The sequence below is a fragment of the Pseudoalteromonas haloplanktis ATCC 14393 genome (genome assembly GCF_000238355.1).
Lineage (GTDB): Bacteria > Pseudomonadota > Gammaproteobacteria > Enterobacterales > Alteromonadaceae > Pseudoalteromonas > Pseudoalteromonas haloplanktis.
This window is the reverse complement of sequence record NZ_AHCA01000016.1, coordinates 39866-64343: the sequence shown is the minus strand read 5'-3', so window position 1 is coordinate 64343 and position 24478 is coordinate 39866. Positions and strand designations below refer to the sequence as shown.

The window sequence follows — 24478 nt, the reverse complement described above, 5'->3', positions numbered from 1 at the left end:
ATCAAAGTTTACATACAATATGAAAAAATTCCTTGTACTTGTAGTAGTGATACTCGCCCTATTCACAATTGATCACCCCATGATAAAAGAACCCAGAGAAAAACTGCTGGGGGAAGGCGTTGGTCTGTTAAGTAGTGCTAGTAAAGTAAACCGTGGGCCAGCCGCCAGCATGGCAAAAAATCGTATTAAATCTGAATTAACACTCTCAGAAACAGAATTAGAATACCTTGAAGAAACCATGCAAACCGATGAGCAGTTACAACTATTCCATACTCGTTATTGCCGTAGTAAAGATCTCAATTTATATTTTTACGAAGACCGTTTAAATACAGTGTGTGGCATTGCAGCGACCGCACTGGCGGAACGTAGAGGTAAATAGTGGACTTTTCAGCATTAACAAAAAAAAGTAGCGCGTCTTTTAATCAGCATAAAAATTTACTGAAGAAGCTCGCGAAAGGACACACTGTAAAATGTGAAGTATGCCAAGGCATATTAACCTTGGATTTAAAAACTCAACAACCCGGCCAAGGGGTTGCTAAATGCCAGAAAGGCTGCACAGAAATAATGTTGGATTTAGCGTAACGCTAGCTCCAACTTTCTTCTTCATCGCTATAAAGGCCACTTTGCACTGCAATTATCTCTATTAGCTCTGCAAAGCCTAATGCAAAGTCTCCCATTACAGCAAATTGCTGCAGACTTAACTGTATCTCACTAAGCTGATTTTGCTCCGCAATAGTTGTAATTAGCTGAGGTTCTAGGGCAAAAAAACCTAAACTCGCATAAGCGGTTTGCAATGCATCAACTAGCTCGGCCGTAAGGGTATCAGCTTGCATTAGCTTATCTATATAGCTTTTAGCACCTTGTACAAACCCCTGGCACCATTGTTGGCACTCGTGTAAATCTAGGTAACTGTCATCTTCGCCATTAACTTGCAAACTAACAGGAAGCTTAAATCCCGTCTCATACACCTGCTCACTGATCTGATGATATAAAGCCATAAAGGCAAACAGCACTTGTTCTTCTAGTTGCCCGTTGCTGTTTGGTACTATTTGTTCAAGCCACTCATGAACATCTAATGGTTCTGGTGAGCATATTACCGCAAACAAGTAACCCTTACTTTGCACTAAGCTCATGGCACCGTCATGACTGGCTAAATATGCATTTAGCTGCTGAGCATGTTGTACTGAAAACTCTGGGATTTGCATATAAAACCTAATCTTGCCTAAAAGTTTAGTGGATAACGGCCATTACTATCTGCGCGCCCCAAAAATTTAGCTGCATCATGTACTTCTTTTGGTAGTGATGCTTCAGGCTTAATAAAGCCTGCGACTTTGAAATCTAGATTAGCCTTTAAGGTGGCGTCCGCTGCTAGACCTAAACGATTTTCTGGATCAACCAACACCGCAATGTCGCCTGATTTACAACTTAACTTGCCACTTAATGGACCAACACTAAACCAACCTGACAGCCCCTGTACATCTATATTTGGGCTAGCAATCTCACCGCTTAACGCCTCACAATAAGGTTGTCCTGAATTGTATTGCTCTAGTTCAACAATAACTCTGCCTTTAGCATTAATAGGTAACGGCAATTGTAAGCGCTGCATCGCACGTTCAACACTTAGGCGTAAAGTTGCATCATTTAATGCCACTGCTTGATTCAATAGACCATAACTAAAATCGCCGCGACCAGACATTTCATCGGTATTGCGTGCATCACCAAACTTTATATTGCCTTTGAGCCGTCCACTAAACAATGCCCAACCTGAAATATCCCAGCTTAGGTTATTAATTTGCTCTCCCTGATAACGCAACTGCATGATCCGCCCCTGCCAAATGCTGCCCGAGGCTTGACCAATTTGCAGATCTTTTGGTAGATAAGGGTTTGCTAAATTAAGCGCAACGGCAGCAGGGGTCTTTAATAATGCAAAAAAAACAAAACCGAACAAAAACACTACTATTATAATCGCTATTTTTTTCATTATTTACTTCTCTAATACCAATCGGCTTACACGTACATAGCCTGGTTTATCGTCGCGACTAAGATCTAAATTTTCAATCAATACGCCTTTTGTATTTACTAACTCATCCAGCCACTCTACAAGTTTATTAAATTGTACAGAGTCGATGGTTAACCTAAGTGACTCGTCATTAGGTTGCATTTTACTGATAGTAATATTATAGCGACCACGAGTGGCATTCACTATCTGGCTCAAATTTTGACTGCTTGTCACTGTGCGTGCATTGCCAGCTTTTAGCTTCACGATACTGCTGTCAACCCAGGTTAATAACTCTTGCTGTTTAACTTGGTTCTTTTCAGCTTCTGCAATAGCATTATTTAATGGTCTAAAAATTCCCATGACTAAAATAAAGATAACAAAAATAACCCCAGCAACCATTACCAACTGCTGCTCTTGCTCTTTTAAGCTATGCCACTGTTTTAAAAGTTGTTGCTTCATGCAGCACCTCGTAGTTTGATTTCACCGACTACAAAGTCGCCATCATTATTCAATGAGCCTTGATCAACCGTTAGACCTCGCTGCTCGAGGATTGACTTAACTTTACCAAATGTTTGGAAGTCTTTACCACGGGCACGGATCCGAAGTTCATTACGACGTTGATCATAACGTAATGTTTCAGGGGTAAACTCTTTAACTTGACTAAATACACCGACAAGCTCATTGGTTAAATCGAGGAACCCAGCACTGCTACCGCCTTCTAATTTAGCCAGTTCACCTTGAATTTGGTTTTTAATTAAATGTGGGCGCACAGTCTTGCCAGGAAAAGCAGCTTGGTAACGCGAAACGACTTGTGTTTTAGCAACCTCAAGATCGCTATTTAACTTATGCAACTCAAAGCCTTTTACTGCAACAGAAGCAACTAATGCAATACTGGCTGCAATGGCTGCACTTTGCCAATACCCCCACCATAATGCGCTTTTCTTTTTCAGTTGATACTGACCTTGGCGCAAGTTGAACTTAATATTTGGTAATTGCTTTGCAAATAATGCCAGTGGCAAGTCATAAGCATCCGTCTGTGCGCTTAGTGTAACTGTTTCTGGAAATTGTGATGCGGGACTGTAATGAGCAACATTCGGATGACCAAGCGCAGTTAAATACTCAGCTAACCAGCTTTGCTCTACCGCACTAATTCGCCATGCGCCTTGTTTACATAACCATTGGTTATTAAGCTCAATAACACTGAGTCCATCACCTTGTGCATCAGGCAGCAATAATGCATCAGGTAACAATTTAAACACTTCAATGTCATGCTCAGCAAATACCGCTAACCAAGCTTCAAACCAGTCTCGATCTGTCATGGCAACTTTAATAGCGTGCTTATCTGCCACCATAGTAGGTTCAGCAATGGCAATGAATAAGTCGTCGACATCGCATGCAATTTCTTCTTCGAGCATATACGGGAGAGCTTGCTCAAGCTTGCGGTTCCACTTTGTTGGTAAAATTACCGTTTTTAGTTGCACTTGATCACAAGGCAATAATACGACAACTTCACGGCTCTGTGATTTTTCAGCGAGTTCATTCAGTTGCTCAGCGTTAGGTAATTCGCCACTGGCAATGATTTCTTGTTCTAATGGTGAATAAATCAGCCAATTAATACTTTCTTGTTGAGTTTGACCCGTACGGATCAACAGTATTTCAGTCACTGTACGCCTCCAAATTTTCGCGCCAGTATAGTTACCTCGCCATCTTTGGCTTGCAGTAAAGTGGTCATCGAAAAACGCAGTTCAACAAATTTAGCCTGCGTTTGTAGTTTAAAATATTCGCTTTTTATAGTGAACAAGTTCTCAACCGACTTAACATTTTGTGCCCCTTGTTGGTTAACCTGTTCAAAAAATTCTTCAATATCTGTAAAGCCATCTTCTGGGCGAGCAGATAACACACTTTGTGCGCCTGATTCACTCAAACCATCAATCAGTGCACTCAATAATAATGCTTGTTCAGGATCAATAGTATTGACATTAATCGCTAATAATTCGCTGCCCGGTATCACACACACATAAGGCAATACTTTTTCCATTACTAAAGGATTAAAGCCCTTCACTAAACGCAGCTCCGAGGTAGATGCAAAATAACTATTCGCCGTCATATAGGGTGATTGACGCGATAAGTACTCGTCTTCTTCCGCACCTGAGCGATAAGTAATACTGTCTTCATCGAGCCAATCGTATACACTGTCTGCCATTGCTTCTTCAGATTCTTCTGCTGGCAAATTTTCTATATTTTCCAATAAAGCCAATAACGCCGAATGAGCAGGATTAGTTTTATTCGTACTTCCACTGCCGGTTTGCGGGGCTTGAGCACGTAAAGCATTAAGGTTCAAACACGCCTGCAAATCGGTGATTTTCCCTTGCAAAGTACCATTATCAACCGGATAAGGTACATCGCCTTGTTGTGCCCATATTTGTTTCAAGGTAGTTTTGTCTGGGTCGTCTTTTTTACTTTGCAAAATTGCTTTTATGGCAAGCTCCTCAGCAGCATAGGCATACCATTTAGCTTGTTGATGACCTTGTATATTGGTACTTTTTTGCACTTGAACGAGTAAATTGGCACTCATCTCGACCGCTAAAATTGACGCTAAAGCAACAATAAATAATACAATAATTAGCGCAGCACCACGGGAAGACTTAATTGCCATTTTCATCCTCTCGCTGATTTTGCCCACCATTGTTATTACTGCCATTGCCGCCCACAGTATTATTGCCTGTAGGTACTTGCACTGTAACTTTACCATCACCTGGAACTAAAAACACACGGCGAATAGGCTCAGCTTCTATTTGCTGTATAGTAACCGCAACCGCCTTTGGCAATGCTTTAATTTGCCATTGCTCTTGCCATTCATTCTGGTCATCTAAAAATTCAAATTTTAGATCTTCGATATCATTTAGAATCACTTGTACACGCGGCTCAAGGTTATCGAGCTGATCAACATAAACTCTGTAGATACGTTCAAGGTTATCATCAACAACCCGATACCCGACGGCTTGTAATTCTGAGCGTGGCAGTAAGTTAATTGGGTTAACCCAGCCATCGCGCACAAAACCAATACCGTCGTACTGGCTGTCTAATGTGTAACGCCCTGCGAGTAAGTATTGCTCTTGTATATCACCCGCTTCATTGCGCACTTCGCGCTTAGTCATTTGACTAAAGTCTTGGTCCATTAATCTAAAAGCGGTTTGTAAGCCATTTAACTCAGCAATTTTTTCATCCGATGCATCTTTAGCTTTGGTGGTCGAATCAAGGATTTGGTGGGTAGCCAACACCACGAAGGCTAAAATACCCAGCGCTACCATCACCTCCAAGAGTGTAAAACCACGCTGCTTCACTTACTTACTGCCTTTATTTAGATAGCTGCTTAGCTCATAAACTGAGTGCTCAAGCTTTTCATCACTAAATACATTAATGGTGACTTTTACAAAACTTTTATCTGCTGTCACTTCAGTGTCTTGTCGCCAATACCAGTCTATACCGGCCATTGTTTCAGTGCCTTTCGCGCCATTTTTGCCTTGCCACTTTTCACCTAAGGTGCGCTGTTCAATCAATACATTTTCAGCGACCCATGAAGCATACGTTTGCTCTTCAAGGCTTGATAAATGATTAATGTGCTCACCTGTCGCTTGCATCGCAGCAATCCCAGCCATAGCGCAAATACTCAGCGCCACCATAACTTCTAGTAAGGTAAAACCTTGATTTTTGTTATGCATTATTCTGGCTCTCTGCGTAAGTTCACTGGCGCCGAAAATTCCCCCTCAATGAAGTACACAGGGTCTTTTTCGTCTTGTAATTCATAGATAAGTTGAAATGCACTGACTTCACCTGAGGATAAAAGTAGTACTTGTGGAATTTTCATTTTTTGTAATTCGAGTAAACTTTCGTCGTCGCCGCCACTCATGAGCTCTCGCCAATTAGACTGCTCTAATAAATTATCCTGTGACCAAGCTAAATCGTCTATATTAAGCGTTAACTTTAAACGTTCATCGACAGTAATTGGCGCAAACAACTTTTCACGGTCAAAGGTAACCCACTTTTCACCATCAAACACTAAAAACTCGAACGTATTCTTATCTAAGTGAAAGCCGAGTTCAACTTGATTTAATATTGCAAATTCAGAGGCCATATTAATCGTGGTATGCAGTCTCAGCGCTTGTTTATCCAGCTCGTCTTCATCACCACCGTCAAGGCTGTATACCACCATTTTTGTGGCAAAGGCAATCACCACTAGTACAACTAAAATTTCAATTAAGCTAAAGCCACGACTTGGTGACTTTAGCTTTGCAAAGCGCGACTCATTGCAGCTTAATAACATGCTAAGCTCAATACTGAGTATAAAAACGCTTCTTCAAAATGCATTATTATTTTTCTTCATCCCAGTTACCAATGTCATCATCAGTACCCGCTTCGCCATCTGGCCCCATAGAAAATAAATCTATTTTGCCGATTTCTCCCGGGCTGATTAGCTGATACGGGTTACCCCATGGATCTTCTGGTAATTTAGAAATAAAGCCACCTTCAGGAAAACGCTTTGGTACTGGCTCAATGCTCGTTTTTGTCACTAACCCTTCAAGGCCTTGCTCTGTGGTTAAGTACGCTTTGTTCTTTAATTTATAAAGACTCATCGCATCTTCTAATTGCTGAATATCAAGATGCGCTTTATCTAACGCAGCTTCTTCTTGCTGACCCATAATATTGGGTGCCACGATCGACATAATCATGCCAATGATAACCAGTACCACCATAACTTCGAGTAATGAGAAACCTGCTTGTTTATTCACGTACATACCTCTGTTGTTCTTAATAATTAACCATCGTAACACGCTGAAAATGCATTACGAAATCCCTAAAACTGTTAAAGTCCAATCGCTTTATTCATAGCCATGATAGGCTGCAATATTGCCATAACGATAAACAATACAATAACCGCCATGGACGCTATCATCGCAGGCTCTAAGAGTTTTAGCGAGACATTTACCATGCTTTCAAATTCACGATCTTGGTTGTTTGCAGCACGCTCAAGCATCTGCTCAAGCTCGCCTGATTTTTCACCACTTGCGATCATATGCAGCATCATCGGCGGGAATAATTTGGTTTGCTGTAAAGAGGCTCTTAAGCTGGCCCCTTCACTGACACGAGTAGCGGCATCGGCTACTGACTTTTTAATTTTCTCATTGATTAATACCCCACCAGAAATACGCATACCTTCAAGTAGCGGCACTGAGCTTGATGACAAAATGCTCAAGGTACGGGCAAAACGGGCTGTATTGATACTACGTGCGACTTTACCAATTCCCGGTAGCATTAAAACTTTAGAGTCATACCAAAAACGAATTTTAGGTTGTTTTAATGCGTGTTTAACGCCAATTACTGTTGCGGTGAATAGTACTAAAGTGATCAACCAATAGTTTTGTACAAAGTTACTGGCCGCCATTACCCATTCTGTAGTCCAAGGCAACACCTGCTTCGACTTTTCAAACGTCTTTAATATTTTTGGTACAACAGTACCAAGTAATATTGAAACGATACCGATTGCAAAAATAACTAAGATCACAGGGTAAACCATCGCTTGAGTGATTTGACTGCGCATGTGTTGACGTTGCTCTGTGTAATCAGCCAAACGGTTCAATACGGCATCTAAATGGCCTGACTTTTCACCTGCGGCCACCATGGCGCGATATAAGTTATCAAATACATGAGGAAACTCTGACATCCCATCAGCAAGCGTATAACCCTCAACCACTTTTGAACGTACTGACATAAGCATACGTTTCATGCGCGGTTTCTCACATTGCTCAGCTACGGCCATCACCGCCCCTTCAACTGGCAGTGCCGATTGAATTAAAGTCGCTAATTGACGGGTAATTAACGCAAGATCAGAGGTGGATATTTTCGGTTTAAAAAAACTACCAAAAAGTGAGCTTTTTTCACCTTTGACATGCTTTTCACCTTCTGCGGCCGCAACCACTTCAAGGGGAGTAAGCCCTTGTTCACGTAAAGACTGGCGAATTTGCTTTGCAGTGTCCGCTTCTTGAATACCTTTTTTTTCTTTGCCACGACTGTCTAAAGCGCGGTATTCAAATGCTGCCATGGTTAGCCTTCCTCACGTGTTACACGTAATACTTCTTCAAGGGTCGTTTTACCAGCTAATACACGGCTGCAACCATCTTGGCGAATACTTGGCGTATGCTTACGAATGTACTTTTCAACACTCTGCTCACCTTTACCACTGTGCACTAGTTCACGCACAGTTTCATCAACGACCAACAGTTCGTGAATACCTGTACGACCACGATAACCATTAAAGTTACACTCTTCACAGCCAACTGCTCGATAAATTGTCGGCGGCTCAGCAAATGGTACGCCAAGTAATTCACATTCTCGCTCATCGGCTACATGTGCTTCTTTACAGCTGTTACATAAAGTTCGTACTAGTCGTTGTGAAAGCACACCGAGTAAGGAGGATGATAATAAGAAAGGCTCAACCCCCATGTCTTCCATACGCGATATTGCACCCGCGGCAGTATTTGTATGCAACGTAGACATCACTAAGTGACCCGTTAATGAAGCTTGAACGCCTATTTGCGCGGTTTCAAGGTCACGTATTTCACCAACCATCACCACATCAGGATCTTGACGCAATATGGCACGCAGGCCACGAGCAAAGGTCATATCAACTTTGGTATTGACCTGTGTTTGACCAATGCCTGGGATTTCATACTCGATTGGATCTTCAACCGTTAAAATATTACGGTCGCGAGAATTAATTTGGCTCATTCCCGCATACAGCGTGGTACTTTTACCGGAGCCTGTTGGCCCGGTCACCAAAATGATACCGTGCGGTTTGCTGATCAGGTCAGAAAATAACTCACGGTTACGCAACGTCATACCTAAATCTTCAAGGTTTAAGCGGGCGTTATTTTTATCGAGTAAACGCAGTACTACACGCTCACCAAAACTTGATGGCATAGTTGATACCCGGACATCAACTGCACGTCCGGCAATCCTTAAACTAATTCGTCCATCTTGTGGGATACGCTTTTCAGCAATATCGAGTTTCGCCATTACCTTAATACGCGAAACAAGTAACGAGGCCAGCTTACGGTTTGGTTTCAGTACTTCTTTAAGCACACCATCAACCCGAAAACGGATCACTAACTCTTGCTCAAAGGTTTCAATATGAATATCCGAGGCACCTTCTTTAATCGCCTCACTGAGCATCGCATTGATCAGCTTAATAATTGGCGCATCATCATCGCCTGCTAATAAATCTTCAGTTTGCGGCATTTCTTCAGCAAGCGAGAATAAATCAACTTCATTACCGATATCTTCCATCATCTGCTGGGTTTCCGAGCTATCGCGTTGATAAGAGGCTTCTAGTAACAACTCAAATTTATCATCCGGTAATTGCTCAAGCGTAAAACCGTGCCCAGCGATGCGGCGTACTTCTAGCAGTGCATCTATATCGAGCTCACCACGATAGAAAACTACTCGGTCATCATTATTCTTACTTAATAACATGCCAGCACGTCGCGCATAAGAAAACGGCAATCGCTTATTTGGCAGCTCGACCAAGTCATCGCTAGTCATCAATTCGCTGTTATCTAACGGCTTAGCGTGCTCATCGGTGATCTCAGTGATTGCATCAGTCATTATTGCGCTCATCTGCGTTTTGTTGCTTTAAATACTCTTCATAGGTCGGCGGCAGTACCAGGGCATCATTCCACTCAGGTAAGATAGGCGCTTCAGTGAGCGGCATTAGATCAATACCATCTTCTTTCTGTTTATACTGCTCACCACGAATAAAGTTATATTTACTGTGGCTGAGTTTATTCATTTTAATGCCATCACGAACAATCGTTGGGCGAATAAACACGATTAAGTTACGTTTACGTTTACTGGTGCTAGTTGAACGGAATAAATGACCAAGAATAGGAATATCACCTAACAATGGCACTTTAGAGACACTTTCTTGCACGTCTTCATCGATTAGACCACCCAGTACCACCATGCCACCATCATCAGCCATCACCGTGGTTTTAATTGCACGTTTATTAATTGAAATATCAACTGAAGTAGCACCGCTTACACCTGACACTTCTTGCTCGATAGTTAACTGTACAGCAGTACCATCATTAATCTGCGGTGTTACTTTTAGTTTTACACCCACTTCTTGGCGCTCAACTGTTTGGAATGGGTTTGAATTGTTAGAACCAGTTTGTGAGCCGGTGATAATAGGCACTTCTTGACCAACAATGATTGACGCTTCTTCGTTATCCATAGTGGTAACAGAAGGCGTAGCAAGAATATTAGAGTTAGTATCAGTAGAGACCGCCTGAATAATCGCGCCCCAGTCATTTTTGATAATACCCATGGCTAAGCCATTGATACCACCGAGTAATGTAGCTAGAGGACCTAAGTCACCTTCAACTGTTTCGTCATACTCGTTTAATTCGGCATTATCGCCAGTGACGGTTTTTGTTACTGTCGTATCGCGAGCTTGCTCTGCGGCAACAGCAAGTGAGCCAACAGGCACGGTACTGCCGTTATTAAACTGCATCATGCCACCTTGCTCTGTAATCCACTGTAAGCCAAAGTTAATCCCATCGGCTTCCATTACTTCAACAATAATGGCTTCAACAAGTACTTGCGCGCGGCGGATATCCAAACGCTCAATAACCGACTCCAGTGAACGCATAGTATCAGGTTGTGCAGTAATGACTAATGAATTGGAATCAGGATGCGCTTCAATACTGGTTTCATTTTGACTGCGGCTACGAGTTTTAGTTGCCGCACCTTGGCCTTCTTCGGCTAGGGTTTTACTTACCCCTTGTAGCACTTTTACTAAGTCTTCAGAGTTTGCGTAATTAAGATAAATTACTTTCGTATTACCTTGGCTTTGTAATTCACCATCTAAGCGTTTAATTAATTCAATTGCACGAGTTCTAGCTTGACCTTCACCACTAACAATTACGCTATTGGTACGACCATCGGCGACTACTTTAGGGATCAAAAATTCAGGAATACTGCCTTTGCCGCTATCTTTATAAATATTTTCGACAACAGAAACCACATCATCTGCCGTAGCAAAGTTTAGCTTCACAATATCAACGCGTTTATCACCCGCTTGGTCAACTGAGCGAATAATTTCCACAAGACGATTTACTGACGCAGCATGGCCGGTCAACATCATTACGTTAGCGGCGTTGAAGTTTGCTACATGACCACCATCCTTTTGATCGCTAAACTGGCGTACTAATGGACCAAGCTCTTGCACACTCACATTTTTAACGCGCACAACGCGGGTGATCATCATATCTCCACGAGCTTGATCATCTTGCGTGACTAACGGCACGTTTGATTTTTTTGCATCAGAGCTTTTTTCGATCTTTAAAATGCCATTATCCATTTCAACGACTGAATAGCCGTAAACCTCTAAAACATTTAAAAAGAATTGATAATAAAGCGCCTCGTCCATCAATTCATAACTACGCACATTTACTTTTCCACGCACGTTAGGATCAATAATGACGGTTTTATTCAGATTCTTACCAACGATATTTATGAACTCGTTAATATCGGTCCCTTTAAAGTTTGCAGCATACTCCACGGCAGACACCGATAGAGATAAACTAGCCGCAAAAAAAAGTGTTGCGTACTTAGCTAACCCTTTTCTGATTTTTTTGAGGTGTAGCGCGTGAACCATTATATTAGAACTCCAAAGCTAGGTTATTGCAGGCTAAATTGTACATCGATTTGCTCGCCATCACGTTCAATCGTGATGTTTGCATCGGTGCTATTACGCAGCTCGTTAATAGCTGACATGGCCTGTTGTAAATCAGTTAGTTGATAGCCGTTAATCGAAACAGCTAAATCATTATTTTGTAGTCCCATCTTAGTAAATAAGGCAGGATCTTTACCTGGGCTTAAACGGTAACCAACTAGTTCACCGTCTTTCATAGCCTGAGACACTCGAATATAATCAAATAATTTACCGGGATCCTTTAACAGTTCTTCCCGAGTTTCTATAATTTCTTCTTTTACATCTTGGTCCGCTGTTACATCTATTTGTCGATCACTTTCCATTTGCGGGCCGGCGTCAAGTTCTGGCTCATCACTTTCGCGCTCAGCAAGTACAGGCATTGATACTGTTTTGGTAAAATCCATACCATCTAGCATTAATGTTTCAAAGCGACCACTGACATCTAAAATTACGCGGTCAGGCAATACTTGCGCTAGTTTAGCGCGCGTGCCCTGTATAACATCATCAACTAAATAAGTTGTTTGTTGCCCTTGAGATTCAATAATTGCCAAACCGGTCAGATCATTGCCACTGACCGCAACGATACCAGTTAAATTAATACTTAATCGTGTTTCTGGAGCATTGTTAATAACTTGTGTTTGCTTACTTACTGGTTTTTTAGGGGCTGCATCAGCCTTACCAAACAAGTTTTGCTCTAAAATTGATTGCGTATTTACGCGTTCGGGTTTACCTGTAGCAGTATTAATATAGCTTGGAGAAAGGCTTTGGTTAGCAGGCAAGGGCCATATTAGCCAAAATAACTTTGCAGCTAAAAAGGCAATATAAACAACGGCTAAAAGCGTTACCACCCAACTCAATTTAGCATGGGGTAATTTACTTACTAAGTGTTTTAGCTGTTGTAATCGTTGTTCCATAAATGATGTTCTTATTTTAATTTACTGCTTTATCGCTGGCCTATAGTACCTTTTCATTTTTCATTCAACAAGCGCACTAATATTAAACTTTGTAAACAAGGTAAATTAACGCTTACGATGAACCTGAAAAGCTTCGACTATTTCTTTGTTAGTAAGTTTCATGCTAAATTTTGCCTTACAGAGCCACGCTTTTAAAGAGTACAATTGTGTCAAAAAGTAACACCCGTAATTCCACGTCAAAAGATGAAGCAATGAGTGTCCGCTTAGACAAGTGGTTGTGGGCTGCTCGCTTTTATAAAACCCGCGCAATCGCACGGGACATGGTGCAAGGTGGTAAAGTGCATTATAATGGTCAACGCACTAAACCTAGCAAAATAGTCGAATTAGATGCCGTGATTAAACTTGCTCAAGGAGTTGATGAAAAAGTTATCACTGTGCTTAAATTACTTGATAAACGCTTAAGTGCCCCCATTGCTCAAACCTTGTATCAAGAATCAGATGCAAGTATCGAAAAACGCGAAGCCAATAGCATCGCGCGCAAGAACAATAGCTTTTTTGCACCGCATCCGGATCGTAAACCAGATAAAAAGCAAAGACGCGAACTTTTAAAAATGAAATCAAGTTAGGTAAAGCCACTCATGCAACAAGATTTACTTCATCGTTATACATTTGATCAACTAGACGTCCGCGGCGAACTCGTGCAAATAGAGCAAGCTTATAATGAAATGATTGCCAATCATAATTACCCAGCTCCAGTACAAGCACTATTAGGGGAGTTATTGGTCGCAACCTGTCTACTTACTGCGACTTTAAAGTTTGAAGGTGACATTGCCGTGCAACTGCAAGGCGATGGCCCAGTGAAATACGCCGTTATCAATGGTGACCATAAACAAAACATGCGCGGTATTGCTCGCTTACAAAGTGAAGTAACAGGCTCAACAATTCAAGATTTAATTGGCAATGGTGTAATGGTATTGACTATAACCCCAACCAAGGGAGAACGTTACCAAGGTATAGTGCCGCTTGAGCACGATACCTTAGCTGCATGTCTAGAAGCTTATTTCACTCAGTCAGAGCAATTACAAACTCGCCTATGGTTTGCCACAGACACCACCGCAGATAATGCAAAGGCTGCGGGTTTATTACTACAGGTACTCCCTGTTAATAAAGAAAAATCTGTTGAAGACTTTATCCATTTAGAAGCGCTTAGTAATACTATTAAAGATGAAGAACTCTTAAAGCTTGATGCCGCCACGGTATTAACACGCCTGTACCATGAAGATAACCCTCGCGTATATGAGCCGCAAACAATCCAATTTAAATGTGGTTGTAGTAGAGAGAAAACCATCACCGCACTGGTTAATGTAGGCCAACAAGCATTGTTAGATGACGTTGCCGAAAATGGAGAAGTGAAAATCAGCTGTCACTACTGCTTAAAAGATTATGTGTTTAATGAACAAGATGTGAAAAGTATTTTCAACTAACACACTCATTTAAAATACTCATTGCTCAGGTACTACCTAAACCCTCATAAAGAGCCGTGTATACAAATTTTTATACATGGCTCCTACCACTAAAAATTGTTGTGGGGTTAACTATGTACTATTTTCACAAGTGCCAGTCGTAATTGCGCTATACTGGCGCAAATTTTTTCAAATAAACTATTATGGCTCTTAAATCGACGATTATTAAGGCGCAGTTATCGCTAAGCGATATGGACCGCCACGTATACCAAGACTTTAATTTAACTTTGGCGCAACACCCATCAGAAACTGAGCAGCGCTTGATGATCCGCTTGCTTGCGTATGCACTCAATGCCTGTGATGGTTTAGAATTCACAAAAGGTTTATCGGCTGATGATGAGCCTGAACTGTGGCATAAAAACTACAGTGAAGAAATAGAGCTGTGGGTTGAACTTGGCTTACCAGACGAGAAGCGCGTTAAAAAAGCCTGTAATAAATCTAAAAAAGTGGTGTTATACACTTATGGTGAAAACAACCAAGCAATTTGGTGGCAAAAACATCAACCTAAGTTGTATGAGTTTAAAAATCTAAGCATTTTCAGTTTAGACTTTGCTGCAACTCAAGCGCTGGCGGCATTAGTTGATCGCAATATATCACTGACGATCACCATTCAAGATGGTGATGTATGGGTGAGCTCTGATTCAGTGAACATTGAGATAAAACCAGTACAATTAATGTAAAGTGTATTTAGTAAAAGAGGGTGTATGGCTATTAAGCAAGTTGTGGTATTACATGGATTGTATATGTCTGGCTTTGTTATGCGCCCTTTATGTTCGCAACTAGAAAAGTCAGGCTTGAGCATACTCAACCTTTCCTACAATACATTGTCTCCCGATCGTGCCGCTATTTTTAAACAGATTGATGATTTTATTGATGATAAAAGCACCGCACTTGTGTGCCACTCAATGGGCGGGCTAGTGGCACGAGCCTACTTAGCAGCTAACTCTTCACAAAGTCAAAACGTTGAAAAAGTCATTACCTTAGGCACTCCTCACAAAGGCAGTCATATTGCGCGCAGGATGCAGCAAAAAGGCTTTGATGTGTTTTTAAGAAATAGTGTGGAATTTTTACTCACCGAAAATGGCGATTGGCCATTTAATGCTAAGCTTTATAGTATTGCTGGTGATTTACCCATAGGCTTGATGCCACTAATAGCAAAAGGCAGTCAATCAGATGGCACTGTGTTACTCGATGAAACCAAACTCAATGGCATGGCAGAGCACAAGGTGTTTCACCTAAGCCACACCAGTATGATCTACTCACGCCAGGTAATGAGCTATATTCTTGACCTAATAACTTAATCTTGTGCACTGGCTGCTATTTTATAAGCAATAAAAGCGATAATTGCCAAGATTAACGGTGTTGGTGCGGCGATATAACCAAACGTAGCAAAGTTCGCAAAGCTCGCCCCTGCTAAGTGGCCAACCAAGCCAACTACAAATGCTAACAACGCTATACCTATAACTATCAACTCAAATTTATTCTCTTTGTTAGTTTTAGCGCGCATGATCTTTCTCCATGTAATTAATCTATGTTGATTATGCGCCGGCTAAAAATTGAACTCTTGACCTAAATCAAACCCTCGTAGACAGTCAAAAAGTGTAATTATAAAGTTTGTTCTGGATCATGGTTTTGTTCTATCTTTAAGTAAATATCCGTTATTTTCCCCTAAGGGGTAGATTTTTAAAGTTTGGCACCCATTTCTATTACAGTAATGCTTACGAAAGTAACGAGTTTTATTTGAGTGGTTTATTGTTGATAGGTAAAAGCTATGGCTATCATCGATTCTAACCATTTTACAGTTCATCAATAATGGCTGATACTTACTATCAGTCATTCGAAAATAACTTATCAGTTTATTTAAGGAGAGTAATATGTCACAGGTAAACGCAATCGGTCTTAACAGTGCGAAAAGTGAAGATATCGTAAAGTCACTAAATACCCTGCTAAGTAGTTATCAAATTCAGTATATGAATGCTCGTGGTTTTCATTGGAATATTAAAGGACGTAACTTTTTTGAGTTACACGTTAAGTTTGAAGAAATTTATAACCTACTACTATTAAAAGTTGATGAAATAGCAGAGCGTATTCTTACCCTTGATGGTGCGCCACTGCATGCGTTTTCTGATTATTTAGAGATCAGCAAAATTAAAGAAGCTAAGAATATTAGTGATGGTGAGGCTGCTGTAGAAAATCTACTAGCAGGGTATAGCACATTAATTAACATGCAGCGCGAAATTCTAGAACAGGCGGGTGATGCACAAGATGAAGGTACTGCATCATTAATGGGTGATTACATCACTGAGCAAGAAAAACTGGTTTGGATGTTAAAAGCATACTTAAATTAATTAACTCCAAGCTTTGTAAAAGGCTTGGTTCGTGATTACTCATAGCCAATTTTTTACATATTGATGCTCAGGGTACTGTGCTAAGTAACGCTGAGCATTCATACAAAATTGCACATCCATGCCACTACCAAGCCAAACACTTTCTAACATACTTTGAGCTACAATACTTGGTTGTATGTAGGTAACGCGTTTATAGCCTCGCGCTTTAACGCCATGAAAATACTCGGTTGCCACCGCTAAGCTATCTGCGGTGGTTAATTCAAATTCAGCTAAATTAATTACAGCATATTCAATTGAGTTTGCAGGTAATGTTGATAAGTCGGCTTGTACACTGTTAGCAAACGCAATGACCCCTTCTCGGTTAAAGCAACCAATGACTTTAATATAAATGATTGGCGGCTCTATTGAGTATTCCCAACTTCCATGCACTTCAAACATATCTACACCTCTCAACTCAATCACATATAGCTGCCATGTTATTCAGCTAAGCTAATGAAAAATGCCATTTCTAGGGCTTTTTCTGCCAAGCTTTTAAAGCGACCCGATGCGCCACCATGCCCTGCATCCATATCGGTTTTAAACACTAAAATATTATCATCGGTTTTATATTCACGCATTTTAGCCACCCATTTCATGGGTTCCCAATATTGCACTTGCGAATCATGCAGCCCCGTAGTAACTAAGATATTTGGGTAAGCCTGAGCGCTAATATTGTCATACGGTGAATACTTTGCAATCACGTCATAATAATCTGGATCATTCGGGTTTCCCCACTCATCATATTCATTCGTGGTCAGCGGAATAGACTCATCAAGCATGGTGGTTAGCACATCTAAAAATGGCACATGACACCCCACACCTAAGTAAAGCTCAGGGGCTTGATTCACAACAGCGCCCATCAACAAACCTCCCGCGCTACCGCCAGAAGCAAACACTTTATTTTGCGCACCATATCCCTGCGCAACAAGTGACTTAGTCACATCAATAAAGTCATTAAAACTATTTTGCTTATGTTGTTTTTTACCTTGTTCATACCACTGACGCCCCAACATTTCACTACCGCGAACATGGGCTATAGCGTACACAAAGCCACGATCAAGTAAGCTGAGTGAAGTACTCGAGAAACTCGGATCAATGGTGATACCGTACGCACCATAACCATATTGAAATAACGGATTAGTGCCGTCTTTATTAAATAATTCTTTACGATAAACCAATGACACCGGTACTTTTACACCATCTCGCGCCGTGATCATCAATCGCTCCGAGCCGTAATTGTCAACATCAAACTCACCTAACACCTGCTGTTGTTTAAGCAGGGTTTTCTCTGCAGTTATTAGATTAACCTCATAAAGCGAGCCTGGCGTAGTCAAACTTGAATAATAGATACGTGCCGATTGAGAGTTTGGTTCAGGATTTATCGCCACAGATGCATAAAAACAGGGGTCATCGAATTCTAAGGTCATACGCTGCTGTTGCTTATTGATCACAATAAAGCGAGTTTGTCCTTGCTCTCGCTCTGTTAACAATAAAAAATCATTAAATAATTCAACACCTTCAAGCAGTACTTCAGCTCTGTGAGGGGTGTGTTCAAGCCACTGCGTTTTATCAGCAACTGTTGCGGCGCTCGCAGTCATTAAACGAAAGTTTTTAGCCTGCCAATTGGTCACGATATAAAAGGTATCTCCGAGTTTATCAATATCAAACTCATGGCCTTCTTCACGCGGCATTAATTGCGTAAACTCACCGCTAGGCTGATTGGCATCTAATACCCAAGTATCATTAGTTTCAGTGGTGGCTAAATCAATAATAATTAGGCTTTCATCACGGCTTTTACCAAGTCCCATGAAAAAACTACGATCTTGCTCTTCATAAACCAATACATCTTGTGCTTGTTTAGTTCCTAACACATGACGATAAACCTGATAGCCCAGTAAAGTTTGCAAATCTTTCTTTACATAAAATACTGTTTTGTTGTCATTTGCCCAAACAATCTGACCTTCGGTGTTTTCTAATACGTCGTCGAGTAACCTATCATTATCAATCGTCTTAAACTTTACGGTATAAATACGGCGGCCATCAGTATCTTGCGAGTAAGCGAGCAACTGCTCATTGGGACTAATCGCAACTTCGCCTAAGTCATAAAACTCAAAGCCTGCTGCCAAGCTATTTACATCTAATAATAATTGCTTATCGGTCGCGTTTATTTCACGACTACGGTAGTGACGAGAGTACTCGTCATCACCGCGAACCTCAGAGTGATACCAATACTGACCATCCTTAACAGGAAAGGTATTGTCATCTTTCACTATGCGGTCTTTAAGTTCGTCAAACAAAGCCGTTTGCAACGGCTTAATTGGTGCTAACTGTTGTTCGCAATAATCATTTTCCGCAGCTAAATGCGCCAATATAGTTTGCTCTGTGCGCTCGTCATCACGCATCCAATAATAATCATCTATGCGTGTTTGCTGGTGCGTTGTTAAAACGTGCGGCTGTTTACGTGCAACAGGCGCATTTAAAAGAGAAGACAACGATAAGTTTGATAAAGCCACAGAAAAACCAATAAAAAATTTTGATGACGAGAGTTTACCATAATTTTCAAAAGTACATAAAAAAGCCCACTCAAAGAGTGGGCCGAAAATGCTAACTAGCATTAAGGGGAAACTTGCTGCCAAGCTAGGTGCCAACTTTGCCCTACACCTGGTTCATAAAGCGGGTTATTTTCTTCTTTTACATTGCAAAACTGACTGAAAGGCCAAGGTTTGCATTTATATATTAAGCCCGTTTTCGGCTGTAATACTTTTACGCCGGCATTATACGTACTGCATTTTTCAGGGTAGATATAATCATATGCGGGCTTCACAGCAGGAAAGTCATCGCATTTAGCAATGCACTGAAACGTTAATTCAGCTCGGTTAATACCACAGCCCTCAAGCGCATAAATCTGATTTGAACGATAAGCAACAACCAAGCCTTGCTCTGTCATTCTACCCGCTTCAACAAGCGGTATATGGGTATTAATATACTGTGCAACATAGCGCGGCCAATTATGTGGCTCGCCCTGTTCCTCAGTGATAATTTCATATTTAAATGATAAATCGACTAGCTCTCCTTGCGTATCATAAAAAGTCACCGTCACCATATCACCAACAAATAATTGGGTATGATGATTTAGACAACCTATTGGCATCCAATTACCACAGGCCAATGACGTATGCATAAACACAGCAACACCTTAAGAACATCTAATAGGTACTATCCAGTATTTATTGGATAAAAGAAATACTTTTTCAATACGTTGTAGGGCTAATGACACACAGCGAGGTTAATATTACCCTGTGCGACGGCCCCGCTATCCTAGTTTTAGCATGCTAAAACCTTAGACCGGAAACTTTGCGTCCTAACCTTTCGATTAGTTTGCCAAAACAGCGTGAGTATAATGTGACACAGTACAAAGATCAAACTAAAGAATGTAACCGTGAATAAAAACCAATACTTAGGTCTATAAAAACAAAAAAGCCAACACATAAAGTATTGGCTTTTAATTCTCAGTATTTAACTGCTATATGCCTTAGGGTTTAATAGGTGAGCAGCCCTCATAAAAAAAGCTTTAAACATTTTACCTATATCACTCATGATAATGTATAAACACGGCACCAAAATTAAAGTAATTAGCGTTGCAAACATCACTGCAAAACCAAGTGCAACGGCCATTGGTATGACAAATCGGGCTTGCAAGCTGGTTTCAAACATGATCGGTAATACACCTGCAAAGGTTGTGATCGAGGTCAGTAAAATTGGCCTAAAACGCGCACAACCTGCTTCTATTACCGCATCTTTAATCGCGATCCCCTCTCGGCGCGCTTGATTAACAAAGTCAGTCATTACCAGCGAGTCATTAATAACCACACCCGCTGCTGCAATGATACCAAAACCAGACATTAAGGTCAGATCTAAGCCAAACCAGTAATGGCCCCAAACTGCGCCAGTTAAACTAAATGGGATCACCGACATCACAATCAAAGGTTGCGCATAACTTTTTAGCGGTACAGCTAATAAGATATAGACTAAAATCATCCCCCCCCAAAAGAACATTACCTGTTGATTGGCTTGCGCCTGCTGCTCTTCAATTGCGCCACCTAGCTCCGATTTAACAGTAGGGAATTCTTCTTTAAGCTGCGGTAACAGTTTGTCTTTGACTTGATTTATTACTTCGTTTGGTTCAATCACTTCTTCATCAATATTGCCATAAACATAAACAGTACGATAACCACCTTCGCGACGAATATAGCTGATCCCAGGTGTTTCCGTCAGTTCTACTACATCACCAAGCAGCACTTCTTTGCCTTGCGGTGTTGTAACTACAGCATGTTTAAGTGATGAAAATGCTTCACGGGTCAATTTAGGGTAGCGCACCATAACGCGTACTTCTTCGCCACGGCGAATAACACGTTGTGCCTCGCCACCGTAAAAACTGGCGCCGACTTGATTTGCAATCGACGCTAAATCCAAGCCTAAATCATATGCAACCGGTTTTAAGCTCATTTGCACTTCTTTACTGGCAGGATCGATGGTCGAACTAATATCAAACAAGCCTTCTTGTTGCTGTAATAGTTGAATAAAACGACGTCCTGCATCATTTAACGTGTCAATGTCTGAGCCATACAGTAAGTAACCAAACTCACCATCACCACCGCCTTGACTGTTCACATCATCATAAATCGTTAACGACTTAACGCCGGCAATAACTGGCATTCGTTCACGCCAGCGACGAGACAGCTCAAATGCATTATAAGGACGTAAATCCTCTTCAACCAAAGGCGCTAATAACTGTGCTTCTGTACGGCCTTGGTTAAACACTAATACATCTCGAACTAACTTATGCCCGTACTCACGCTCAGTTTCTTTATCGACCGCCACCACCATGGCTTCAATTTCACGTATTGCTTCGATAGTTTGCATATCAGAGACGTTATCGTTCATTTCTAAATTAATTTGCGGAAAATCGTGCGGGATCTTAGGCATAAAACCAGTGCGCACTTGGTTTGATGCAATCAGAGCAAAGGTAATAATTAGCAAAGCAATAAATGAGCAAAATACAGCCCATCGCCACTCAACGCAACGCACGATAAAACGTCGATAAGGTCCATTTACGAAACCAAAAAAACGCTTATTAAAACGCGCACGCCAACTATCTGGTTTGATCGGCGAAAAGTTAGTATGTGCAATGTGTGCTGGTAAAATCAGTTTTGACTCGATTAAGCTGAAAATTAAACACAGCATAACCACCACTGCAATACCGTAAAAGAATGCACTCTCAGGGCCTGAAGACAGGGTAAATGGCGCAAATACCGCCACAGTAGTTAGTACACCGAATGTGGCTGGAGTGGCGACTTTTTTAGCGCCATTAACCACATTAACAACACCACCGCCCTTCTTCTCTATTTCCGTATAAGCACTTTCGCCAATGACAATGGCGTCATCCACCACAATCCCTAGCACCATAATAAAGGCAAATAATGACAAAATATTAATAGTGACGCCAAACAATGGCATCATCATCATCGCACCTAAAAAGCACACTGGCAGACCAATCATTACCCATAATGCAAGCTTAAAGCGCAAGAACAACGACAGCATAATAGCCACTAAAATAGCACCTTGGATCAGGTTACTTAGCATCATCTCTAAACGCGCATTCAAGTAATAAGTCATATCCATTAATGGCTCTAAACGTACGCCCGGAGGTAACTCTTTATTTTTTTGATCTATAAATGCTTTTACTGAATCCGCAACAGGAATAATACTTTGTTCCTCTGTCGCTTTGACCGATAAGTAAACGGCGTTTTCACCATTAAACTTAAAGTAACGTTCGCCCTCAATGAACTGATCTTTTATCACTGCAATATCTTGCAGTAATACTTTTGCACCATTAGCACCAATTTTTACTGGTATTTGACGAAACTCTTCACCAGAGTAAAGTTGGTTTTCAACCCTTACGGATATGACACCTGAGTCGGTTTTCAGTTGTCCTGCAGAAAAGTTTGCTGAATAGCGGCGTACTGCAGCTGCGACTTCACTCAAAGTAAGATTATAACGGCGTAATGTATCAGGCTCTATCTCAATGGCAATTTCATCTAAAGGTACATCATTAACCACCAATGACACATTTGATAGCTGCAATAGCTCATCTTCTATGCGGTTAGCTATCGGTTTTAGCTCATCAAGAGGTAAATCGGCAACAAGCGTCATACCAATTACATCTTGGCGAAACTCAATCTGACTTATAGTGACCGGTTCCATTCCCGCGGGGAAAGTTGCAATACCATCAACTCGCAACTTAATTTTATCCAGCACCTCTGTTAACTCAGCATCAGTATTAATTTCTAACTGCGCGCTGCCACCATTTCGAAATGCCCGATAGGTGCCTTTTTTAATTTCAGTAATATCTTTTAAAGATTCTTCAATCTTAATTAAGATACTTTCTTCCATTTCTTGCGGCGATGCCCCTGGGTAATTGGCATTTATAGTAATGTAATTAATTTCAATGTTCGGGAACATCTGCCTTTGAATGGTTAAAAAGCTAATGATCCCCATCACAATAATGAAAACCATCATTAAATTTGCCGCGACGGAGTTATTAGCAAAATAAGCGATCAGGCCGCTTTGTTTTTCATTATTAGGCAGTTCAGTGTTGCTCATAACGTAATCTACCTTTTATAGTTTTTCAGTGGCGGCACTATCTAGTGCATCCACTTTTTTAACATCCTGAACACCAGCGACTTTTACTGCCATGCCCTTTTGCGGATACTCAGGTAAGGTAAGTACGAGTTGATCATTCGCTTCTAAACCATCGCTAATGTAAAAATATTCCCCTTCCTCACGGATCACTTTTACTTTACGAGGCTCTAACTGTTGCTCTGCGTTAACAATCCACACAGTTTGATTATTGACTAACTCTTGCGGTAAACGGTAGATATTCTCCAACATAGCACCGGCAAAATTTACTTGCACATAGGTACCGTACTTAATCGCATGTTGCTTGTTTATTAGGCCATATGGGTCATCGATACGCACCACTAAACTGCTCATGCGGGTTGCGTTATCTACCACACCTAAATCACGGTCGATTTTAGCTTCGCGGCTAAAACCATGCAGACCTGTTTTCATAACAGTTGCTTTTATACCTTTTACACGTTCTGGTAAAAATACACTGTCAAAACCAGCGATAGGGATAATAATTTCTGCAGTTTCAATATTGTTTAACTCAGCCACTTGTGTGCCCATATTGATATATTGACCCACACCAATTTCACGACTCACAACAAGTGCATCATAAGGGGCTGTTACTTCGCAGTTATCTAGGTCACGTTGCGCGCGTTTTAATCGAGCTTGGGCTGATTTAACCGACGCCTCAGCACTCAATACTTGTGGTTTGCGTAAGAATAAAGCTGTACGTTCTTTATCTGGGAAACGTTTTGCTTCATCCTCAGCTACTTTAGCTTGTGCTTGTTCTTCAATTAATTGCGCTTGAGCTTGAGCTAGTTCAGCTTGCGCTTGTAATAAAGCCGCTTGGTAGTTATCTTTTTCTATTGTGAATAAGATCTCACCACGAGCAACAATACCACCAGCAACAAAATTAGGGTGCCAGCTGACAACTTCACCTGACACCTGTGCTGATAACCGAGTGCTCTCCAGTGGCTTAACTTCGCCGTAGCTATTTATAACGACTTGATGGTTATTTGCTGCAACGGGTTCAACTCTCACCACCGGCCGTGTATCAACTACTTCTTTTTTTTCTGGCTCTTGGGCAATCGCGTTGATCCCTACAAAACCAGCAACCCCTAAGCTTAGCGCAACAAATGGAAGCGCCCACTTCAATATCGTTGTTCGCATAATTACTACCCCTTAATTTTCTACTT

At 41.2% G+C, this 24478-nt stretch carries 25 protein-coding genes and 1 riboswitch; of the genes, 6 read left to right on the top strand and 19 right to left on the bottom strand.

Annotation, left to right across the window (positions count from 1 at the left end; translation table 11 throughout):
* Positions 1–19: 19 nt before the first annotated feature.
* Positions 20–379, top strand: a complete 360-nt coding sequence (locus tag PHAL_RS0120650; RefSeq protein ID WP_016710338.1) for a hypothetical protein — start codon at positions 20–22, stop codon at positions 377–379.
* A 205-nt stretch (positions 380–584) separates the two neighbouring features.
* On the opposite strand, the gene PHAL_RS0120640 is transcribed toward PHAL_RS0120650, so the two are convergent.
* From PHAL_RS0120640 to gspC, 13 genes are all read right to left on the bottom strand, one after another.
* Entirely contained in the window at positions 585–1205 is a 621-nt protein-coding gene (locus tag PHAL_RS0120640) for a UPF0149 family protein (protein WP_016710336.1), read from the bottom strand.
* Positions 1206–1222: 17 nt separating this feature from the next.
* Positions 1223–1981, bottom strand: coding sequence for a type II secretion system protein N (locus PHAL_RS0120635; protein WP_016710335.1), 759 nt, complete (start codon positions 1979–1981; stop codon positions 1223–1225).
* A gap of 3 nt (positions 1982–1984) precedes the next feature.
* Positions 1985–2458 (bottom strand): type II secretion system protein GspM, encoded by a 474-nt coding sequence (gene gspM / locus PHAL_RS0120630; RefSeq protein ID WP_016710334.1) that lies wholly within the window; start codon positions 2456–2458, stop codon positions 1985–1987.
* The gene (gspL, locus tag PHAL_RS0120625; RefSeq protein WP_016710333.1) at positions 2455–3663 is read right to left on the bottom strand and encodes a type II secretion system protein GspL; all 1209 of its coding nucleotides are present in this window, start codon (positions 3661–3663) and stop codon (positions 2455–2457) included. Before gspL ends, gspM begins: the two co-directional genes overlap by 4 nt.
* On the bottom strand, positions 3660–4655 hold the full coding sequence (gene gspK, locus PHAL_RS0120620) for a type II secretion system minor pseudopilin GspK (protein WP_016710332.1): 996 nt from the start codon (positions 4653–4655) through the stop codon (positions 3660–3662). The genes gspL and gspK overlap by 4 nt, the downstream gene beginning before the upstream one ends.
* Positions 4645–5343, bottom strand: coding sequence for a type II secretion system minor pseudopilin GspJ (gene gspJ, locus PHAL_RS0120615; RefSeq protein ID WP_016710331.1), 699 nt, complete (start codon positions 5341–5343; stop codon positions 4645–4647). Before gspJ ends, gspK begins: the two co-directional genes overlap by 11 nt.
* Entirely contained in the window at positions 5344–5721 is a 378-nt protein-coding gene (gene gspI, locus PHAL_RS0120610; protein ID WP_016710330.1) for a type II secretion system minor pseudopilin GspI, read from the bottom strand.
* Positions 5721–6323 carry a type II secretion system minor pseudopilin GspH gene (gene gspH / locus PHAL_RS0120605; protein ID WP_016710329.1) on the bottom strand — a complete coding sequence of 201 codons (603 nt, stop codon included), beginning with the start codon at positions 6321–6323 and terminating at the stop codon, positions 5721–5723. Before gspH ends, gspI begins: the two co-directional genes overlap by 1 nt.
* Before the next feature lie 46 nt (positions 6324–6369).
* Positions 6370–6789 carry a type II secretion system major pseudopilin GspG gene (gene gspG / locus PHAL_RS0120600; RefSeq protein WP_016710328.1) on the bottom strand — a complete coding sequence of 140 codons (420 nt, stop codon included), beginning with the start codon at positions 6787–6789 and terminating at the stop codon, positions 6370–6372.
* A 74-nt stretch (positions 6790–6863) separates the two neighbouring features.
* Positions 6864–8099, bottom strand: coding sequence for a type II secretion system inner membrane protein GspF (gene gspF / locus PHAL_RS0120595; protein ID WP_016710327.1), 1236 nt, complete (start codon positions 8097–8099; stop codon positions 6864–6866).
* A gap of 2 nt (positions 8100–8101) precedes the next feature.
* Entirely contained in the window at positions 8102–9661 is a 1560-nt protein-coding gene (gspE, locus tag PHAL_RS0120590) for a type II secretion system ATPase GspE (RefSeq protein WP_029216273.1), read from the bottom strand.
* On the bottom strand, positions 9654–11714 hold the full coding sequence (gspD, locus tag PHAL_RS0120585) for a type II secretion system secretin GspD (RefSeq protein WP_016710325.1): 2061 nt from the start codon (positions 11712–11714) through the stop codon (positions 9654–9656). Before gspD ends, gspE begins: the two co-directional genes overlap by 8 nt.
* 23 nt (positions 11715–11737) lie before the next feature.
* The gene (gene gspC, locus PHAL_RS0120580) at positions 11738–12685 is read right to left on the bottom strand and encodes a type II secretion system protein GspC (protein WP_016710324.1); all 948 of its coding nucleotides are present in this window, start codon (positions 12683–12685) and stop codon (positions 11738–11740) included.
* A 203-nt stretch (positions 12686–12888) separates the two neighbouring features.
* Here gspC and hslR point away from each other — a divergent pair, with 203 nt between their 5' ends.
* The 4 genes from hslR (at position 12889) to PHAL_RS0120560 (ending at position 15509) form a co-directional block, all read left to right on the top strand.
* The gene (gene hslR, locus PHAL_RS0120575; protein WP_374954840.1) at positions 12889–13311 is read left to right on the top strand and encodes a ribosome-associated heat shock protein Hsp15; all 423 of its coding nucleotides are present in this window, start codon (positions 12889–12891) and stop codon (positions 13309–13311) included.
* Positions 13312–13323: 12 nt separating this feature from the next.
* Positions 13324–14169, top strand: coding sequence for an Hsp33 family molecular chaperone HslO (gene hslO, locus PHAL_RS0120570; protein ID WP_016710322.1), 846 nt, complete (start codon positions 13324–13326; stop codon positions 14167–14169).
* 182 nt (positions 14170–14351) lie between these two features.
* On the top strand, positions 14352–14888 hold the full coding sequence (locus PHAL_RS0120565; protein WP_016710321.1) for a YaeQ family protein: 537 nt from the start codon (positions 14352–14354) through the stop codon (positions 14886–14888).
* Positions 14889–14912: 24 nt separating this feature from the next.
* Entirely contained in the window at positions 14913–15509 is a 597-nt protein-coding gene (locus tag PHAL_RS0120560) for a lipase family alpha/beta hydrolase (RefSeq protein ID WP_016710320.1), read from the top strand.
* On the opposite strand, the gene PHAL_RS0120555 is transcribed toward PHAL_RS0120560, so the two are convergent.
* Positions 15506–15715 (bottom strand): hypothetical protein, encoded by a 210-nt coding sequence (locus tag PHAL_RS0120555; protein ID WP_016710319.1) that lies wholly within the window; start codon positions 15713–15715, stop codon positions 15506–15508. The genes PHAL_RS0120560 and PHAL_RS0120555 overlap by 4 nt on opposite strands.
* A 367-nt stretch (positions 15716–16082) precedes the next feature.
* Between PHAL_RS0120555 and PHAL_RS0120550 the strand changes: the two genes are divergently transcribed.
* Complete coding sequence (locus PHAL_RS0120550; RefSeq protein ID WP_016710318.1) at positions 16083–16556, top strand: Dps family protein; 474 nt, start codon at positions 16083–16085, stop codon at positions 16554–16556.
* A gap of 39 nt (positions 16557–16595) precedes the next feature.
* On the opposite strand, the gene PHAL_RS0120545 is transcribed toward PHAL_RS0120550, so the two are convergent.
* From PHAL_RS0120545 to PHAL_RS0120525, 5 genes are all read right to left on the bottom strand, one after another.
* Positions 16596–16994: a hypothetical protein gene (locus PHAL_RS0120545; protein WP_016710317.1), complete on the bottom strand. Its 399-nt coding sequence runs from the start codon at positions 16992–16994 to the stop codon at positions 16596–16598.
* Positions 16995–17032: 38 nt separating this feature from the next.
* Entirely contained in the window at positions 17033–19210 is a 2178-nt protein-coding gene (locus PHAL_RS0120540; RefSeq protein WP_016710316.1) for a S9 family peptidase, read from the bottom strand.
* The gene (locus PHAL_RS0120535) at positions 19210–19776 is read right to left on the bottom strand and encodes a hypothetical protein (RefSeq protein WP_016710315.1); all 567 of its coding nucleotides are present in this window, start codon (positions 19774–19776) and stop codon (positions 19210–19212) included. Before PHAL_RS0120535 ends, PHAL_RS0120540 begins: the two co-directional genes overlap by 1 nt.
* Positions 19777–19895: 119 nt before the next feature.
* A riboswitch (cyclic di-GMP riboswitch) is annotated at positions 19896–19988 on the bottom strand.
* A 123-nt stretch (positions 19989–20111) separates the two neighbouring features.
* Positions 20112–23258 carry an efflux RND transporter permease subunit gene (locus PHAL_RS0120530; protein ID WP_016710314.1) on the bottom strand — a complete coding sequence of 1049 codons (3147 nt, stop codon included), beginning with the start codon at positions 23256–23258 and terminating at the stop codon, positions 20112–20114.
* A gap of 15 nt (positions 23259–23273) precedes the next feature.
* Positions 23274–24452: an efflux RND transporter periplasmic adaptor subunit gene (locus PHAL_RS0120525; protein WP_016710313.1), complete on the bottom strand. Its 1179-nt coding sequence runs from the start codon at positions 24450–24452 to the stop codon at positions 23274–23276.
* Positions 24453–24478 lie beyond the last annotated feature (26 nt).